General features: G+C 72.0%; 9 protein-coding genes. 5 read left to right on the forward strand and 4 right to left on the reverse strand.

The annotated features are described in order from the left end of the window. Positions 1-126: 126 nt before the first annotated feature. Positions 127-6,831 (forward strand): hypothetical protein, encoded by a 6,705-nt coding sequence (locus tag AC1DYZ_RS14900; RefSeq protein ID WP_477065968.1) that lies wholly within the window; start codon positions 127-129, stop codon positions 6,829-6,831. Further along, positions 6,831-10,475 (forward strand): hypothetical protein, encoded by a 3,645-nt coding sequence (locus tag AC1DYZ_RS14905; protein ID WP_477065969.1) that lies wholly within the window; start codon positions 6,831-6,833, stop codon positions 10,473-10,475. The genes AC1DYZ_RS14900 and AC1DYZ_RS14905 overlap by 1 nt, the downstream gene beginning before the upstream one ends. A 140-nt stretch (positions 10,476-10,615) precedes the next feature. Here the strand turns inward: AC1DYZ_RS14905 and msrA are convergent, their stop codons facing one another. After that, complete coding sequence (gene msrA / locus AC1DYZ_RS14910) at positions 10,616-11,134, reverse strand: peptide-methionine (S)-S-oxide reductase MsrA (RefSeq protein ID WP_477065970.1); 519 nt, start codon at positions 11,132-11,134, stop codon at positions 10,616-10,618. 318 nt (positions 11,135-11,452) lie between these two features. Here msrA and AC1DYZ_RS14915 point away from each other — a divergent pair, with 318 nt between their 5' ends. Beyond that, complete coding sequence (locus AC1DYZ_RS14915) at positions 11,453-12,040, forward strand: redoxin domain-containing protein (RefSeq protein WP_477065971.1); 588 nt, start codon at positions 11,453-11,455, stop codon at positions 12,038-12,040. A gap of 206 nt (positions 12,041-12,246) precedes the next feature. Next, complete coding sequence (locus AC1DYZ_RS14920) at positions 12,247-12,909, forward strand: sigma-70 family RNA polymerase sigma factor (RefSeq protein WP_477065972.1); 663 nt, start codon at positions 12,247-12,249, stop codon at positions 12,907-12,909. 18 nt (positions 12,910-12,927) lie between these two features. On the opposite strand, the gene AC1DYZ_RS14925 is transcribed toward AC1DYZ_RS14920, so the two are convergent. The 3 genes from AC1DYZ_RS14925 to AC1DYZ_RS14935 all read right to left on the reverse strand — a co-directional run bounded on the left by AC1DYZ_RS14925 (position 12,928) and on the right by AC1DYZ_RS14935 (position 17,306). Continuing rightward, complete coding sequence (locus AC1DYZ_RS14925; RefSeq protein ID WP_477065973.1) at positions 12,928-13,509, reverse strand: dihydrofolate reductase family protein; 582 nt, start codon at positions 13,507-13,509, stop codon at positions 12,928-12,930. Between the two features lie 63 nt (positions 13,510-13,572). Next, positions 13,573-14,412 carry a helix-turn-helix domain-containing protein gene (locus tag AC1DYZ_RS14930; RefSeq protein WP_477065974.1) on the reverse strand — a complete coding sequence of 280 codons (840 nt, stop codon included), beginning with the start codon at positions 14,410-14,412 and terminating at the stop codon, positions 13,573-13,575. A 101-nt stretch (positions 14,413-14,513) separates the two neighbouring features. Continuing rightward, positions 14,514-17,306, reverse strand: coding sequence for an AAA family ATPase (locus tag AC1DYZ_RS14935; protein ID WP_477065975.1), 2,793 nt, complete (start codon positions 17,304-17,306; stop codon positions 14,514-14,516). A gap of 488 nt (positions 17,307-17,794) precedes the next feature. Between AC1DYZ_RS14935 and AC1DYZ_RS14940 the strand changes: the two genes are divergently transcribed. Next, positions 17,795-18,745 (forward strand): alpha/beta hydrolase, encoded by a 951-nt coding sequence (locus AC1DYZ_RS14940; RefSeq protein ID WP_477065976.1) that lies wholly within the window; start codon positions 17,795-17,797, stop codon positions 18,743-18,745. Positions 18,746-18,749 lie beyond the last annotated feature (4 nt).

Genomic DNA, 18,749 nt, shown 5'->3' on the forward strand with positions numbered 1-18,749 from the left:
GGAGAGCCTGCACCGGTCGGCCGACGAGCCGATCTCGCGGTGCGCATCGAGGGTATGGCCGGTGACAGATGTGACCTGGGTCACATAGGTTCGGGCTATCCACATCACCCGTCCGGGGGAGTCGTCATGTCGTTGTGGGACGAGCTGCCCGGGTCAGCGGGCAGCGGTGGCGCCCTGGACACGATCGAGTCGGTGCTCAAGTCCGTCCCGGGCGTGCGGCAGAGCGATGTCGAGGACGACGACGACGGCACCACCTGGCACATCTACCAGGACAGCGTCGACCTCAGCGGGCTCGGGCTCGGCGGTGCCGGCACCCCGATCGAGTTCCGCGACCCGCACGTCACGCTGAGCGTCGGGCGCCACGTCGGCGACGACGGCTGGCGGATCGACCTGACCGCGCCGGTGGTCGCGATCGCGCTGCCGTTCCTCATCCCGGCCCGCTACGACGTCGCCAACGCCCTGCTGGTGCCGGACACCTCGCAGCGCGGCGTGTTCCTGGTGGTCGGCGGCCTGACCGTGCGCCTGCAGCAGCTCCAGGGTCAGGACGTGAAGTTCTCGCTGGTCAGCGCGTCGACGTCGGGTGACCCGACGGCCAAGATCTACGACCTGATCCGGATGGAGCCGGGGTACGCGATCGTCGGGCCCGGCAACGCGGTCGGCTTCGGCTTCCGGGGAGCCGTCCTCGACCTGTCCGACAAGGCCGGTCCGTCGAACCTGCCGGCGGGTGCGCGCACCATGCCGAACAGCTGGCAGGGATTCTTCCTGCCGGAGATCCGGCTGTTCGTGCAGCCGAACGGGCTGGACGGGCTGCACGTCACCGCCGCCGCGCGAGACCTGTACATCGGGGTCGGCGCGTCGGCCGGCGTCACCGGCATCTTCGAGGTCGAGGTCGTCAACGGGACCTCGCTGTCCGTCGAGGCATCGTTCCTCACCCCGACCGGTGCCGTGGTCCCCGCCGCCGACGGCTCCGCGACGGTCCCGGCGAACTCCACGCTGATCGTGTCCACGCACGGTGGATCGGGCTCGAACACCATCACGATCACGCCGGACAACGCGTCGGTGGTGATCGGCGACCGCGCCGCGATCACGACCGACGCCGACGGCACGTCGATCACCGTCACCGTCCACGACGCGGCGGCCGGCCTGGACAAGACCCTGACCCTGCACACCGCGCTCGCCGCCGGTCCCGCCCCCGGATCGGGCTCGGCCACGGTCCTCGGGATCACGCCGAGCGACCCGTCGAGCCAGTGGCAGCTGCAGGTCGACACGATCGACCCGGCGGTGATCAGGCTGAGCCACGAGCCGCCGGCCGGGGCGACGATCGCGTGGACGTCGCCGACGCTCACCTTCGTCGGCCCGACGAACGGCCCGACGGTCACCGTCGACCTGGCCGCCCTGACCGACGCCGCACCCGTCGACGGTGACCTGTCGGTGACGTTCTCCGGTGCCGCAGCTCAGGACAGCGACTGCTACTTCCTCGTCGACCACCCGAAGACCGGTGAGTTCAACCCTCCGGACGGCGCAGATCCGTCCGCCCGCGAGCTTGCCTGGGTGCTCGGTCCGGACTCGACGCGCGACACGAAGTCACCGTCGCGATCCGGTCTGGCCGCGAGCGGGACCTACCTCGACGCGGCCAAGGCGCTCGCCGCTCGGATCCCGCTCACCACCCACATCGAGGTCGACGGGTACGCCTCGTACGAGCCGACCACCTCGGGTCAGTGGAACACGACCCTGTCCGCCCGCCGTCGGATCGCCGCGATCACGATCCTCAAGAACGCGGGCTTCACCGACGTCCACCCGGGGACCGCGACCGGCGACGGCACCGCCCACGCGCACACCTGGCCCACGACGGCGACGACCAACCCGGCCACCGCCGCCCCCGCGGAGGGCGACGGGTTCTGGTGGCTGGCGCGCGCCAGGGTGTCGGCCTTCGCGCCGGTCACCGTCGGCGGCCACCTGCACGCCGAGGTCTCGCACTGGTCGAGCGACACTCCCCCGGCCGAGAACACGCCGGCCCGGCAGCCACCGCCATCCTGCTTCCGCCGCATCGGCGTGCGCGTGGAGCTGTTGCGTTCGTCGTTCATCCGGGCCGAGGTCTGGGGCGAGCTCGACGTCTCGTCGGCGGCGGGGCAGGTCAAGCCCGGGCTCGACCTCCCGCCGGGCGGCAACCCCGGCGACGGGATCGTCGACTTCCTGGCTCGCATGCGGATCACCGAGGATCGGCAGGCCTGGTCGGTCGAGGCCGAGGTCAAGGCGCACGCGGGCGACGTGGACGGCCTCTACCAGCGCAAGCGTGGCGACGGCATCCCCGACCCGGTGATCGACGGCGTCGGCGCGATGGCGGTGATCGCGCCGCTGACGGCCGCGGTCAGCTCGCTGTCGCCGGCTGCCGGCGCGGCGGTCGCTCTCGTCGGTGCCGGGCTCGGCGCGTCCGGCACGGTGATGAGGACGCAGGCGATCACCCTGTACGGGGTGGACGTGCTGGTCAGCCACGGGATCGTGGGCGCGTCCGGCGAGGTCGGCGACCCGTCCGCCGGCGAGCGGGTCAGCGTGCTGTTCGACGTCGAGACGCAGTTCATGGTCGACGTGAAGATCATCCGCACCACGCAACCGGTCAAGGCCCGCTACAAGGCGATCGGGATGGCCGCGACGTGGGGGGCGGCCGGCGCGGCGTTCACCCCGACGTTCGTCTTCGACCCCGACAAGGGCTACACGATCGACGCCCCCGACGGGTCGGTCGCGGCGGTCTCCCCGCTGGACCAGATCCTGCGCGTGTTCGGCTTCAAGGTCTCCCGCGACAACCCGATGTTCATCGAGATCCAGTTCGGGATCGGGCTGGAGATCGGCATCATCACCATCGACACCGCCACGGTGCGGGCCACCTTCCAGAACGGCGGCGGCGCCCCGGACATCTCGATCTCCCGGCTGCGCGCGACGATCGACGTGCCCGGCACGCTGCACGGCACCGGTGAGGTGTCGATCTCCGAGAACCTCATCGGGGGCGCGTTCGACATCACCGTCACCCCTGTCTCCGTCCGGATCGCCGCCTCGCTGTACATCGCCAAGTGTCCCGACGGCAACGTCGGCGTGCTGTTCGGCGGGCTGGTCGAGCTGCCGGTGCCGATCGTGCTGGGCAGCTCCGGGCTGGGCATCTACGGGTTCCTCGGCGGGATGGGCGTCAACTTCGAGCGCGTCATGCCGGCCACCGCGCTGCCGGCCCTGGACTGGGCCAAGCAGCACCTGGCGAACAACACGCTGTTCAGCGCCCCGGACGCCTGGCAGTACTCGGCGGACCACTACGGCTTCGCCGCCGGGCTGGTGCTCGGCACCGTCGACGGCGGGTTCACCCTGAACATGAAGGGTGTCCTGCTCATCGAAGTTCCCGGACCGCGGATCGGCCTGATCATGCTGGCCAACGTGCTGTCCCCCGGTCTGCCCGGGGTGACCGGCGACACCAGCGCGACGATCCTGGCCGTCATCGACCTCGACTTCGGCCGCGGCACGATCCTGATCGCGCTGCGGGTCGACTACGACATCTCCGGGCTGATCACCTTCCACGTCCCGGTGACCGCGTTCTTCGACACCAAGACGAACCCGTCGCACTGGTACGTCGAGCTGGGCAGCTACGCGGACCCGGTGAGCGTCCAGGTGCTCGGGGTCTTCGAGGCGACGGGCTACCTCGGCGTGTACGGCGACGGGAAGACCCTGCCGACCGACCCGGTGCTCCAGTCGGAGGGTCTGACCTTCGCCGTCGGCTTCCACGTCTCCGCGGTGCTGATGGGCTACAAGCCGTCGGGGTTGTACCTGGAGGCGTCGGGCGGTTTCGACGCGCTGCTCGCCCCCGACCCGATGTACCTGGGCGGGATCTTCGAGATCGGTGGCGAGCTCCGGCTGTTCATCATCTCGATCTCGGCGTGGGCCAAGCTCGTGGTCATCTACCGCGACCCCGGCGCACGGCTGTACGTGCACGGCGAGGCGCACGGCAAGGTCGACTTCTTCTTCTTCAGCGTCGAGGGCTCGGTCGAGCTGACCATCGGCAGCCCGCCCGCCAACGATCCCGGCGAGCCGCCGCCGCTGGTCAGCGGGGTCTCGCTCATCGCCCGGTCGACGCAGGTGACGATCGAGGGGTCGGCGTCGTCCGGCCCGGTCGACGGGTCGCTCGGCAAGGCCGCGCCGGGCGGCGTGGGCGACGTGCCGGTGGTGCCGATCGACGTGGTGCCGCTCGTCGAGTTCGCGGTGGCCCCCAAGGCCGACGCCGCCACGGTCGTCGGCGGCGTGCTCGGACCGTGGACCGCGCAGCCCTACAACCCGTGGGTCCAGGTGGGCGGGCACTGGTGGCGGTACGACGTCACTGCCGTGCGCCTGACCGGAGGCGCCCTGCTCCCGCCGACCTCGCCCGCCCCGGCCGCCTGGTGGGTGCACGGCGCCGACGGCAACGGCCGCAAGGTGGGCCTCGGCCTGCTCACCTGGGTGCCCGTCGCCCAGCCGGCCGCGGTGCCGTACGGCGAGAACCTCGTCGACCACGTCACGCACGTCTGGGGAGAGATCTGCTCGCCGCCGGCGGGACCGGCGCCGCAGCTGTGGACGTTCGACGGCAAGCCGACCGGGCCGGACCCGACCGGCTGGTTCCTCACGGGGCTGCCGTGGCCGGACCCGCCGGGTGCGACGCGCTCCACCCCGGTGCGTACCGGGCTGCGGGTCGGCGAGGCGTGGCGGGTGGCCGGGTCGATCGACCCGCTCCAGGGCACGGCACCCGCGGTCGTCGTGGGCGGCGCGGTGCCCTGCTTCGACGGGCAGCGCTCGGACCCTGCCGGCATCGGCCAGAGCTGGGCGGTCGCGGGTCCGCACGAACCGACGGGGGGCCGCGGGCTGACCCTGCTGGAGGCCGCCGTCGGCGCGGCCGGCCTGTACGACACCGGCGCCCTGCTGCACACGGCCACGTGGCGGTCGAGCCGGGCCCGGGCGGCGCTCGGATGTGCGGGAGAGATCCTGCGCAGCCCCGCGCTCGACTCCGACGAGCCGGCGCCGCACGCCGACGACGACACCCGCAAGCTCGTCAAGAAGGCCTGGGGAGCGACAGGTTTCCAGCCCGACGAGCTGGCCGACGCCGTCTGGTTCGAACCCCAGGACGCCGACGACGGGTTCACCGACGTCGGCGTGCTGGTGCTGGTCGACCGCCGGATCGTCGAGGGCGGGCTGTTCGTCGTCGGTCGGGCCGCCGACGGCAGCGAGCTGCGGCGCTACCCGGTGCGCGGCACCGACCTGCTGTCCGCGCAGAACCATCCGTCCGACCACTGGTTCGACCCCGACGGGCCGTGGGCCGACCCGGTGTCGCGCGCAGGACACCTGGCCGCCCGCATCGGCGCCGAGGACGGGCTGGTGCTGGTCTGGGCCTATCTCAAGGGGATGCGTCCGGCGCCCCGGCGGATCGTCATCGGGTTCGACCGCGCGCGGGCCCGCAAGCTGCCGCCACAGCCGTTCTACGTGGTCGGGGTGGAGTCGGTGCTCGAGTCCGAGGCCCGCCGCTACGCCTGGGACGTCACCGTCAAGTCGTCGGACCAGACGGCGGTCTCCACGGCGCTGGCCGCCGCCGGCACCGAACCGCTGCTCACGCCGAACAGCACGTACGCCGTCGAGATCGACTGGACCGCGACCGCGATCGCGGTCAGCGGCGACCAGTACAGCCCGCCCGCCGGCCAGCAGCCGGCCGCGACGCTGACCGCGGCGACCGTCGGCGGGTCGCAGGTCCGCACGCAGAGCTTCACGTTCCGCACCGGTGCCGTGCCGACACCGCCGTCGCAGACCGACGACCTCACGCCGTGGGTGCTGGCCACCGAGCCAGACCGCGGCGAGGACGGCCTGTTCACCCACGCCGGGATCACCGTGACGTTCTCGAGCCAGCGGGTCACCGCGCTCTACGCCGCCTACGGCAAGGAGCTGTTCGTGCAGGTCAGGGCCGCCTCCGGCCACCACCCGCGGCTCGCCGACCAGCCCGGCACCGCCAACCCGCAGGTCACCGTCGACCCTGGCTCGCACTACCTCGGCACCGAGCAGGTGTACGGCGTGCAGCAGCCGTGGCGCGAGGCGCTCGGCGAGGTCGTCACCGGGAAGCCGTGCGTCGACCAGTCCCACGTCGACCCGCACGACGAGGCGCCCTACTTCCTGCCCTACGTGTTCGACCCGCTCACCGAGTACCTGCTCGACGTGCACGCCCGCCCGACCGGCACCACCGGCGACGGCGAGGTCGTGTTCCGGGCGCCGTTCACCACCGGGCGGTTCACCGACCTGACCGACCTCGCCCGCTACGTCTCCCCCGCACCGATCCAGCACCGCGGGGTCCTGACACCGGCCGCGCTGACGCCGCTGGTCGGCGACGTCACCGGCGCCGCGCTGGACCAGGCGTTCGAGGACGCTGGGCTGGGGGCACCCCAGGTACCCGCCTTCCCGCTGGTGCAGGTGCTCTGGACGACCGACCCGATCCCGAAGCCGGTCGCGGTGGTCGTCGAGTCCAACGAGCGCCTGGTGCGCACCCGGGTGGGACCGAAGCAGGTCTTCTCCTCGACCACCGATCCCGATCCGGTGCACCACTACTGGGCGCGCGTGCCGTACCGATGGCTGAGCGTGGTGCGGTCCGCCGGTGCCGGGGCTGCCGTCGACCGCATCGCGGTCGGCCCGGGCGGTACCAGGGTCGTGGTCTTCCTGGCCGCGAACCAGCGTGGGACGACGCTGAACCTCGACCTGCAGGTGACGAAGGTGGACGAGACGGCCGGCCCGTCGGCGCCCACGCTGTCGGTGCTGCTCGCGCAGGCACCGTGGGAGGAGGAGGCCTGATGGCTCGCATCGCGAATCCCTCGGTGTTCCGTGCCGAGGCGGTGACGATCGACTGGAACGCGGTCGCCAACGCCCAGCGGGAAGCCGGCGGCCAGGTGGGCGATGCGCCGCCGCGAACGCGGGTCAGCTGGGCGTGCGCCGGCTCGCTCGGTGTTCCGCACGGGGTGTTCACCGTGTGGCACCGGTTCCCGAAGGCGGTCAAGCTCGTCCCCTCGCGCAACCCCGTCCAGAGCTACGGCTCGCAGTCGCTGCTGACCTGGACCGGCGCCGCCGGCCGGGTGATCGTGCAGGGCACGGTGACCGATCCCGGACGGCCCGTCACGGTCACGCTGTACTGGGGCGCCCCGACGACGGAGTCCGCGGTCGCCGCCACCACCCGGACCGGCAGTGGGACCGTCTCGGTCGACCTGCGGACGTCGGGTGCGACCTGCGCGCTGGTCGACAACCTCAGCTCACCGGTGGTGTCGGTGCAGCCGCTGGCGGACATCGTGAACGCGGCCGACTGGACGCCGTACGAGCTGGTCGGCCTGCCCGTCGACGGCCCGCTCGGCGACTACGACGGCGGCAAGCAGGGCATGCTCACCGCGCTGACCGACCCGACCAGCGCCGCGCTGGAACGGCTGTCGCGCGGCGCTCCGCCGTTCGGCTGGTACCCGGTGCTGCCGTCCGGGGTGAACGCCCCCGACTGGCTGACGCCCGACCTGCCGCGGATGGTCGCCGTGCTGCAGGGCGAGCTGCTCCCCCGGCTCGACGACCTCTACCAGCCGGGGCTGCCCGAACGCGACCAACGCTCGATCACCCGTCCGACGATCGTGCCCGCTCCGGGCCAGACGACGGTCGGCGTCGGCCCGACGACGCAGATCGACGCCGCACCCTGGCCGATGCTCGCGATCCCCTCGCAGACCGACGCCTACCTCAACCTCGCCCTGGGCTTCGGCACCGCGTACCCGCCGATGTCGTCCGACAACCGGGTGGCACGCGGCGCACCGCCCGAGTTCCTGGTGACCGCGACCTACTCCGGCGGACCGACGATCGACCTCGACGGCACGCCCATCGGCGTCGGCCCGGCCGGGGAGTACGCCGCGTACGCGCCGCCGGTGGAGCACGGGGTCACGGCGTCGCCGCTCGGCCTGACCGCGGCCCGGTACTCGCTGAACGCACCGACCGGCATCGACCAGCCGTGGCAGGAGAACGTCCGGCTGTCCTGGCCGCGCCCGACCGTCGGCGCGGGCTGGGGACGGGTCACCGCGCAGGCGTACTGCCGCTACCCGACCGGCGCCGGGGATGCCGAGCCCGGCTGCGAGAAGAACGACGACTGGGGCGGCTGGCGGATCGGGTCGGTGCCGAGCGCCGACTCCGCGGGCAGGACCTCGGTGATCGACCCGTACACCGACATCCCGCTGGGGTCCGGCGGCCGTCACCTCGGCTACGGCGCCGCGCACGACGACATCTACGGCGTCTGGTCGCCGTGGGTCGAGACGCACGTGGACACGACCGAACCGGGCGCGGCGCTGCCGATCCTGGCCAACCCCGCGCTGACCGCCAGGTACTCGGGGACGGCGTCGGCCTGCCCGGCGCACCTGCGGGTGGAGACGATGCTGGAGTGGGCGCAGCGCACCACCACCGGCGTCGAGCTCACCGCGGTGCTCTACCCGATGGTCGGCCCGTCCTCCGCGCCGCCGCCGGGCGTCGGACCGGGCGTCGCGCCGGCGGGCTGCCACACCGCGTCCTGGTCATACACGTTCGCCGGCGACATCCCGACCGGCGTCGGCTGCACCGTCACCCCGCTCGACCAGGACGGCTACGACGCGACCCGGACGGTCCCGCCGGTGCCGATCACCCCGGGCCCCGGTCAGGGCGATCCGCGCCGCTTCCGCACCGACGTCGACCTGGCGCCGCTGGACTTCACCGCGACCGGGCGCTGGGGCGTGGTGATCTGGGCGCGCCGGGCGACCGCGGTCGGACCGTCACCGACCGGCTGGGTGGCGTCGGCCCCGGACCGCTGGGTGATCGCGACCGCCGGTTCGCCGGTGCCCGTCGTGCCGCAGGTCGTCATCCTGCCCGGCGTCCCCCTCGGGTCGATGCTGGACGCCGCCGGGTCCAGCCACGTCACCATCGCCTGGGGCGCGCCGCCGGCCGCACCGGTGAAGAACTGGGTGATCTGGGGAACCACCGAGCAGAACCTGCGCGACACGCTCGGGCTGCCCGCCGCGGCGAACCCGGTCCCGGGTGCGCGGCTCCTCGAGCTGCGCGGGGTGCTGGCCGCGCGCGGTTCCGAGGCACAACGTGCGTTCCGCCGGGTGCTCGAGGTGCCGGAGAGCCCGGGCTCGCCGCGTGCGGCCGATGTCCCGCTCGCGCGCGGCGCGTCGGACCTCCAGCTGTTCGTCGTCACCTCGACCACGCCGACGGGCACCGACTCGCCGTTCCCGACGGTCGGCCTGGACACCCAGACCCAGGTGTTCATGGCACCGCGCGTGGTGAGCCCGGCGCCGCCGCTCGTCCGCACGGCGATCACCGAGACCGGGGTGGAGGTCGACCTGGAGGTCGCCTCGAACGTGCCCGTCGGCGGGTTCCGGCTGTACCGGACCCGGGTGTTCGACGCGGCCCGCCGTGCCGACTCGATGGGCGCGCCGACGATCGTGCCGGCGGTGGCGGTGCTCGACGGCGGTCAGCCGCAGCGCGACGTCCGGTCCGGGGCTCCGCTGTACGCCGCCTCGACGACGTTGGCGACCGGCGCGGGGTGGCAGCCGTCGTACCTGCGCGCCGTCGCGGTGCCGGACACCTCGGGGGTGCCGGAGCAGGCGATCCGCGGGCTCCTGTCCGCCGAGTCGGACATCGTCACGGTCGCCACGCCACCGCCCGGCGGGCCGGACCTCGCGCCGCTGGTGGTCTCCGACGGGACGCCGGACCACCTGGTCATGGTCGCCCGGACGTCGACCGCCGCCCCCGACGACACCGCCTGGGGAGCGCACCGGGTGGCCGGAAAGGACGTGACGATCTCCGACGCGGGCCTTGGCGCGGAGGCGACCGTCGCGCTCGCCGACCTGGTGACGCTCGGCGACGGCACCCCGGCACCGGCGACCCTGCCGGCGCCCGGCGAGGCGGTGCTGGTCCGCGGTCGGAGGTCGGGTGGTCGCACACCGCTGGCGGTCTGGTTCGCCCGGGCCGATGCGACCGCCGACGCCGATGTCGCGCTGCGGCTGGTCGACCCGTTGGGTCGCGCGACCGTGCAGCGCGCCACCGCCCCCGGTGTGCCGGTGCCGCCGCCACCACCCCCGACCCTGACGCTGAGGGGCGTCTCGCACCCGACGCCCACGACGACCCGGGTGACCGTGACGACCTCGGCGTCGGCTGCGGACGTGCCGCCTGCGACGTTCTCGGCGTCCGCGCAGCCCCGGATGCTGCGAGGTCCGCGACTGCGGATCTACCGCGGTTCGGCGGCGCTGCCCGACATCCCGGCGACGAGTGCGGCCGTCGCCCAGCCCGGGCTGATCGGGTTCGGCTGGCGCCGGCTGTTCGGGCCGATCGGCTTCCGGCGGGTCCGCGCCTGGGACGTCCTGATCCCCGCCGGCGCACCGCTGACCATCCGAGTCACGATCACCGCCGGCGACGGCCAGTCCGCGTCCCTCTCCATCACCGTCTGAACCACGATCTCCGGCACACAGGGTCGAGCCCGGTCGTCGGGGGCGGGCTCGACCGCCGCCCACGTGCGCCTACCGAGCTGGCCCGCATCGACCTCGTGAGGACGAGGCCCGGACGGCGGCCACCTCGAGCACGGTCATCGCTAGCCGACCCGCTGTTCTTCGCGGTGCGGGAGCTGCCAGCCCGGGCGCACGTAGTGGCACGTGTATCCGTGCGGGATCTTCTCCAGGTAGTCCTGGTGCTCCTCCTCGGCCTCCCAGAACTCGCCGGCCGGCTCGACCTCGGTGACGACCTTGCCGGGCCAGAGCCCGGACGCGTCGACGTCCGCGATCGTGTCGATCGCAACGCGACGCTGCTCCTCGGAGGTGTAGAAGATCGCCGACCGGTAGCTGCGGCCGATGTCGTTGCCCTGCTGATCCCTGGTCGACGGGTCGTGAATCTGGAAGAAGAACTCCAGGAGGGCCCGGAAAGAGATCTGCTCGGGATCGAAGACGATCTCCACGGCCTCTGCGTGGTCGCCGTGGTTGCGATACGTGGCGTTAGGGGTGTCCCCGCCGGAGTACCCGACTCGCGTGGAGATCACTCCCGGGCGGCGGCGCAGCAGCTGCTGCGCACCCCAGAAACATCCTCCGGCAAGGATCGCCGTCTCGGTCGTGGCCATCTGCCGACCTCCTTGGTGGGACGGCTCGCTGCCGTCGGGCGATCTTGACCCCGCAGCGCGCTGGGGCGCAACCGATGCGGTGCATCTCACGCTGGGAACCGGGCGCTCGGCACGGCTTTCAGCCGTCCATGCGCGCAGGGTGGCGTCTGCGATGTGTCACACCCGTCGGTGCGCAGTGGTCGGGGAAGGAGACACCCAGCGCCCAGGACGTCGCTCTGCCGGCAGATCTGGTGCTCGTGCAACCGCCGACGCTTCGGCGTGCGTGTGGGTGTCCCCTCCTCGCCCGGTTGGTCCGGGCGCTCACCCACTGGAGAAACCATGCGATCTGACATCGTCCCGGGCGCGACGTTCCCTGACTACGAGCTGCCCGATCACACCAACACCCTGCGCCGGCTCAGCGAGATCCAGGGCGGCGACCCGATGATTCTCACGCTGGCCCGTGGTGCCTACTGCCCCAAGGAGCATCAGCAGCACCTGGACCTCGCTGCGTTCTTTCCCAAGATCACGGTGGCGTACACCAAGGTCGCGACGATCACACCCGACACTCCTCGCGGCGCCCAGGAGTTCCGCGACGCGGTGGGGGCGCGGTGGCCGTTCCTCTCCGACCCAGGCAGGACGGTGCAGCGCGACCTGGACATCCAGGAGTACACGGACCTCGACGACGACCCGATGATCCCGCACACCCTGGTGCTCAAGCCCGGGCTCGTCGTCCACTCCATCTACAACGGCTACTGGTTCTGGGGCCGGCCCTCGACCGTCGACCTGTGGCATGACCTGCGCGAGGTGACCCGAGCGATCCGCCCCGACTGGGACCTCACCGCCCCTGGCCTGCGGGACCGCTGGGAAGCCGGCGACCGCACGCCGTTCTACGGCTGGAGCGAGCCCGTCGTCCAGCCCACCGTCTAGGACCCGGGGACAGGCACAGCTACAGCTGCAGGCTCCCGCGCACGTGGTGCGCGGGAGCCTGCAGCACGTTCGGCCCCTACGCGGGTTCGCAGGTCCGCACTACGTGCCCGACCACGTGGGCCCGGGACGCGACGCCGTGCGGCTGAGGACGACGGTGCTTGTGGGCGGCATGGGACGCCTGATCGACGAGCAGAAGGCGGCCCGACATGACCCCGACGACGACAGTCGATCCCGGGCTGCGTGAAGCAGCCGCTCTCCTGGGGTCGCAACGGCATCACCTGTTCTGGATCGCTCACCGCGTCCTGAACAACGCGAGCGACGCGGAGGACGTCGTCCAGGACGTATGGATCCGCTGGCAACGCGCGGACCGGGAGCAGGTCCGGAACCCGTCGGCATTTCTGACTACCGCCACGACGCGGGTGGCGATCAACGTCCTGCAGTCCGCCAGGGTCAGGCACGAGGCCGCAGCGAGCCCGTGGCTCGACGACCTTGGCGGCACACTGGTCGACCCGCACTCGGAACCGCTCGATGCAGCTGAGCTGGCCGACGGCGTGGAGCGGGCGATCCGTGTGCTTCTGGAGCACCTCAACCCTGCCGAGCGCGCGGCATTCGTCCTGCGCCGATGCTTTGACTATCCGTACCGAGCGATCGCTGACCTGTTGCACCTCAACGTCGCCAACGTCCGACAGCTGGTCAGCAGAGCCCAGGTGCGGGTGCACACGACTCCCCCGAGGTCGGTGAACCCGGAGATGCACCGCCTCCTGGCACGCGCCTTCATCACGGCAGCCCGGTCGGGCGACCTCCACGATCTCGAGGAGGTCCTCACTGCGGACGCCGCCACTGGCGCGACGACGAGGCGGATTGCCTAGGACGGCTCGTCAGTTCGGTCAACGGCGCACCCGATAGCGCAGGTGAAGCACCCGGTTGCCCTGAATCACCACGTCGGGATCGTCCAACAGGTGCTGCGCGTCGACCGACCCGAAGTAGCGCTTGCCGGACCCGAAGACCACGGGTGCCACGTCCATGCGCACCTCGTCGACCAGGCCCGCCGCAAGCGCCTGCCCACCGACGTCGCCGGCGGCGAACTCGACGATGCGGTCGCCCGCAAGCTCCTGTGCCGTGGTCACGGCTGCTTCGATGCCGTCGACGAAGTGGAACGGCGCCTCAGGGTCCCAGCCCGCGGGCGCCGGCCGGTGCGTCACGACGACGACGTGGTCGATCCCGCTCGGCGGCGTCCCGTCCCAGCCGTCCGTCAGGTCGAAGACGTGGCGGCCGGCGATCGTCACCCCGATCTCGTCCCAGTAGGGCCGGACATGGTCGTAGGACGCCTGCGACACCTTCAGCGCGCCGCCGTCGTCCAACGGCACATCACCGCTGACCAACCACTCGAACAGCGGACCGGGATCGTCGTTCTCAGCCGCAATGAAGCCATCCACTGAGACCGACGCGTTCATGACCACTTTTCCCATGGGTTCCTCCGCTGTGTGGAGTCCCAAGTCTTGCGTGTCGTGAGTGGTCGCTCTTGTAAGAATTCATTCGGCTGGCAGTGGCCAGCCGTCCAAGACGTGACCGGGATGCTCGCGCAGGAATCGCCGCCGGACGTCGACGTACCGGGTCGGCGTGAGCCCGGTGAACTCCCGGAACTCGTGGACGAAGTGGGCCTGGTCGAAGTAGCCCGCGCCGGCGGCCACCTCGGCCCAGTCGATCGGTGCAGCGACGTCGATCGCCAACACGGTGAAGGTGAAGCGGTAGCTGCGAGCCAGACGTTTCGGCGTGACACCGACGATCGCCTTGAACCGCCGCGCCACATAGGTGGTGCTTGCGCGGCTTGTGATGCCGAGGTCGCTGATCGGCACCGCTCCGCCGGTCGCCGCGATGGCGCTGCTCATCTGGCGCACGAGGTCCAGGCCGTCGATCTCGCGCAGCCGTCTCGTCAGCTCGTCTTCGAGCAGCGCCAGCATCTCGTGCGGTGCGTCCGCCGTGGTCAGCCGGTCTCGCAGCTCAGCAATCGCCACCTGGCCCCACATCTGCGCGACCGTCGCCGGCCGGTCGCACAGCTCGGCCGCGGGCACCGGCAGGAACGGGGCTGCCCCCCACGGCTTGAAGTGGACGCCGACGGACCGGGTCGGGGTGGGGTAGCTGAACTCCCACGCGCGGGTGGGCGTGGTGACCACGCAGCCGTCGGTGTGTTCCACGGCTTCTCGCTCGGTGCCCGCCCGGATGAGAAACGGCGCCCCGAGGTTGACGATGAGCAGCGGCGCCGGCGCGGCCGGCAGCATCAGGCGTGAATACGGCGGCGCACCCTCCAGGTAGTAGAGATCGTCGATCAGCCCGTCGAGCGGCGGACCGGGCACCCTGGACACGTACTCCACGCCGACATCATCGCCGACGGCCCATCTGGCATCACGCGCCGGCGCAAGCATCGAGCCGACGCGTTTCGGACCCGAGCCACACCCCACGTGGTGAAGAGCCCCTAAGGCACCTCGTGGGTGCCGTCGTGGTCACCCATCGCGTCCTTGAGCTCGGAGCGTGACCGGATGTCGAGCTTCACGAACACCTTGCGCAGGTGGTAGTCCGCGGTGTGGGCGCTGAGGAACAGTCGCGCTGCGATCTCGCGGTTGGTGAGCCCGTCGCGCGCGAGCCGCGCGACGGCGAGCTCCTGGTCGGTGAGCGGATTCACCAGGTCCGCCGCGCGCCCGCGCACGGTCTCGCCGGTCGCCCTCAGCTCCTGGAGCGCTCGGTCAGCGAAGCCGCTCATCCCCAGGTCGACCAGCCCGTCATAGGCGGCACGCAGCTGAACGCGCGCGTCGATCCGCCGGTTGGCGCGTCGCAGCATCTCCCCGTACAGGAGCTGGCTGCGCGCCACGAGCATCGGGACACGTATCCGCTGGAAGCGCTCGATCGCCTCCCGGTAGAGCTCCTCGGCCCTCGCGCCTTCCCGCAGCTGCGCCTGGGCCATCGCCATGAAGGCGAGCGCCCAGTCGCTGTCGCCGACGGGCCGTGTCACGCTCGCCAGCCTCTCGACCGCCTCTTCGGCGACGACACGTTCGTCGGTGCGCGTCGCCGCCTCGACGACCTCGAGCAAGGTGCGCATCGCGTGACCGAGCTCGTGCGTGTACGGCATCTCACCGAGTGCCGACGCCAGCGCGTCGCGGTAGCGCCCGGCGCCGTTGTAGACCAGCGCTTCGGCCAGGTTCGCGACGGTCAGCGCGTATCCCTCGCCGCGCGTGTTCGCGTCGACCCGCAGCTCCTTCGCGCGCCGCTCGACCTCGTCCACCTGCCCGCGGTATGCCGGGACGAAGATCCGCCCGAACTTCGGCAGCGGCTGACCCGTGACGGACAAGATGGCATCGATCTCGTCGCAGATGGCCTCGGCCTCGTCCAGGTGCCCGTCGAACGTCCTCGCCACCATCAAGAGGCTGAGGGCCATCGGCAGCACGGTGAGGACCCCGCCGGCGCGAGCCAGCTCGACCTGCCGGTACGCGAGGGTGCGGAGACCCTCGGCGTCCCAGAGGTCTTGTGCGGCGCGGCCCCCGAACCACATCCAGTGCAGCTCGAACGCCTTGGGGGGTTGCTCGACGAAGGCGCGGATGGCACGGCGCACGGTGGGGAGCGCGGCCTCTTGACCGGCGGCGGAGAGCAGTGCCTGGCCACGCAGGATCAGGTCCTGCGCACGGTCGGACTCGTCGTGCTCTGTCGCCCGGAGGATGGCTTCCGCGACCTCGGTGACCGCACCGGGCTCGCCCAGACGGCCGGCGTACAGAGCGGCGGAGAGGGCCTCCATATAGGTCACGCGCGCCAGGTCCCGGTCGTGCGGCTCGAGCTTCTGCGCAGCGGCGAGCAGCTGCCTCGGTGCGCTGCGATCGCGCCGCAACGCGTATCCGGCCCGAGCGCGCAAGCGACCGACCAGCGCCTCCTGCAGTGGGGTCAACGGCTGGCCCCGAACGCTGTCCAGCAGTCGCAGGGCGGTCTCCGGCGCGCCGGCATCGAGCTTGGCCCCCGCCGCGGCGATGAGCCGTTCGGCACGCCGCGCAGGCGCGACCGACAGCTCCGCCGCGCGCTCGAGGAACGCGGCAGCCGCCGCCACCCCGCCGCGCGTGCGAGCGCGTTCGGCCGCCATCTCCAGGTCGGCCGCCACGTCGTCATCCGGCCCGGAGGTCGCGCTCGCGCGGTGCCAGGCACGCCGGTCCGGGTCGCGATCGGCGTCCGTGGCGTCGGCCAGCGCCGCGTGGACGGCTCGTCTGTCCTCCGCCGACGCCGCGCGGTAGACCGTCGACCGGATCAGCGGATGACGGAACTCGACCCGCGTCCCCACCACGAGGGCATCGGCTTGCGCGGCGAGATCCAGGTGCTCCGCTCCCAGCCCCAGCTGCGTGCTCGCGCGCCACAGCAGGCCGGCGTCGCCCGTCGGGTCCGCCGACGCGAGCAGAAGCAGCATCCGGGTCTGCTCGGACAGCGGCTCGAGCTGCGCGAGCAGGCTCTGCTCGATGCGGCGCTCGATGGGCAGGGCGCTGGCCAGCGCGAACCCGCCGGCCAGCTCCGTCGGGCTGAGACCTCGTGGAAGCTCCCGCAGCGCCAACGGGTTGCCGCGGGACTCCGTGATCAGCTGGTCGCGGACGCGATCGTCGATGGCGCCGGGAAGCGACAGCCGGAGCAGCTCTCGCGCGTCCTGGTCGCCGAGGCCCTTGACGACGAGCTGCGGAAGGTCGGAGAAGTGCTCGTCCACCTGCCGCATCGCCACCACGATCGCGATCCCCTCGGCGTCGAGCCGGCGGGCCGCGAAGGCGACGGCACGCGCCGACGCCTCGTCGAGCCACTGCGCGTCGTCGACGATGCACACCAGTGGCCGTTCGGCCGCGGTCGCGGTGAGCAGGCCGAGGACCGCCAACCCGACGACGAACGGGTGCGGCGCGCCGGCAGCCCGCAGGCCGAACGCCGTCTCCAGAGCCTCGCGCTGCGCGACCGGGAGCTTCGCCGCCGCCGGCATCATGCGCGCGCACAGCAGCTGCAGGCCGGCGTAGGCGAGGTCGATCTCGTTCTCGGAGGCGGCCATCCGCTCGACACGAACGCTCGGCCCGGCCAGGGCGGCGACGCGATCGAGGACGGCGGTCTTGCCGATGCCCGCGTCACCGACGACGACCAGCGCTCCGCTGTGGCCCTCGCGTGCCCGCGTGATGAGCGTCCGGAGCGGCGCCAGCACGCTGTCGCGACCGAGGAGCGGCATCGCGCGGACGCGTGGCGTGCGCGCGATCTCACCCGCGCTCACGGGACGGACGGCTTTCTCGACTGGCGTGGCATGCGCATCTTCCTGCCGGGGCCTGTACGGCTCCGACGAGCCTAGAGGGACCGAGCCGGGCCGAAACACCTCGCTGTACCCCGGGTCCGGTGTCACAGGGACCTGCGCGGCTCGGTCGTCCGGACGTGAGCAGCGAGGCACGGCACGTGCCTCGGCTGTCCGGTCGAGTCGCGACGTAGGAGCGGGAGCACCGGGTTTCAGATGGCTCCCTCGGGGGTACGCATCAAGCAGAACGCGACTGGTCCCACCCGCCGCCGGAACCGAGTCCCGGGTCCTGTCCCTTCCAGGCAGGACCCGGGTTCGGCACGTCCGTCGTCTCCCCATCCCTCGACCGGCGAGGTGATCCTCGCCACCGTCAGCGCCCGAGATGTCACAGATTCGGCGGGGTCTCGGTCGGTCGTGCAGACCCACCGCGTGACAGGTCGGGTCATCACCACTCGAGCAGAAGGACGACCACCATGAGCGCACACATCCTCGAACCAGCGGCACAAGCGTTCGCCGACGCCACCTCGAAGCCGCCGTTCCTCTACGAGCTCGGGCCCGACGGAGCCCGCAAGGTCCTCGACGACGTCCAGGCGGCAGCCGTGGAGAAGGCACCCGTCTACGACCGGTGGATCGACGTGCCCGCCGAGGTCGGCGACGTCCGCGTGCGGATCGTCAAGCCGATCGGCGCACCCGCATTCCTGCCCGCCATCCTGTACGTCCACGGTGGCGGCTGGGTCCTGGGCAACGCCGGGACGCACGACCGTCTCGTCCGCGACCTCGCCGTGGGCGTCGGTGCGGCCGTCGTGTTCGTCGAGTACGACCGCTCTCCTGAGGCGCGATACCCCGTCGCGATCGAGCAGGCGTACGCGACAGCGCAATGGATCACCCGGCACGGTCTGTCCGAGGGCCTCGACCCGGACCGGATCGCCGTCGCGGGCGACTCCGTCGGGGGGAACATGACCGCGGCGCTGGCCCTCCTGGCCAAGCAGCGCGGGGACGTCACCTTCGTCCACCAGTCGATGTACTACCCCGTCACCGATGCGGCGCAGGACACGGACAGCTACCGCGAGTTCGCCGACGGGCCGTACCTCACCGCGAAGGCCATGGCGTGGTTCTGGGACTGCTACGCGCCGGACCACGAGGTGCGCTCGCAGATCACGGCGTCACCGCTGCGCGCCACGCTCGAGGAGCTGGCGGGCCTGCCGGAGGCGTTCCTGATCGTCGACGAGAACGACGTGCTGCGCGACGAGGGCGTGGCCTACGGGCGCCGGCTCGTGCAGGCCGGTGTCCGCACCACCTCGGTCGGCTACAACGCGACCCTCCACGACTTCATGATGCTCAACCCCCTGCGGGAGTCCGCACCCAGCAGCGGTGCCATCGAGCAGGCGATCCAGGTCCTGCGCAAGGCACTCAAGGTCGCCTGAACAC

This window comes from Cellulomonas sp. P1_C4 (genome assembly GCF_056406355.1).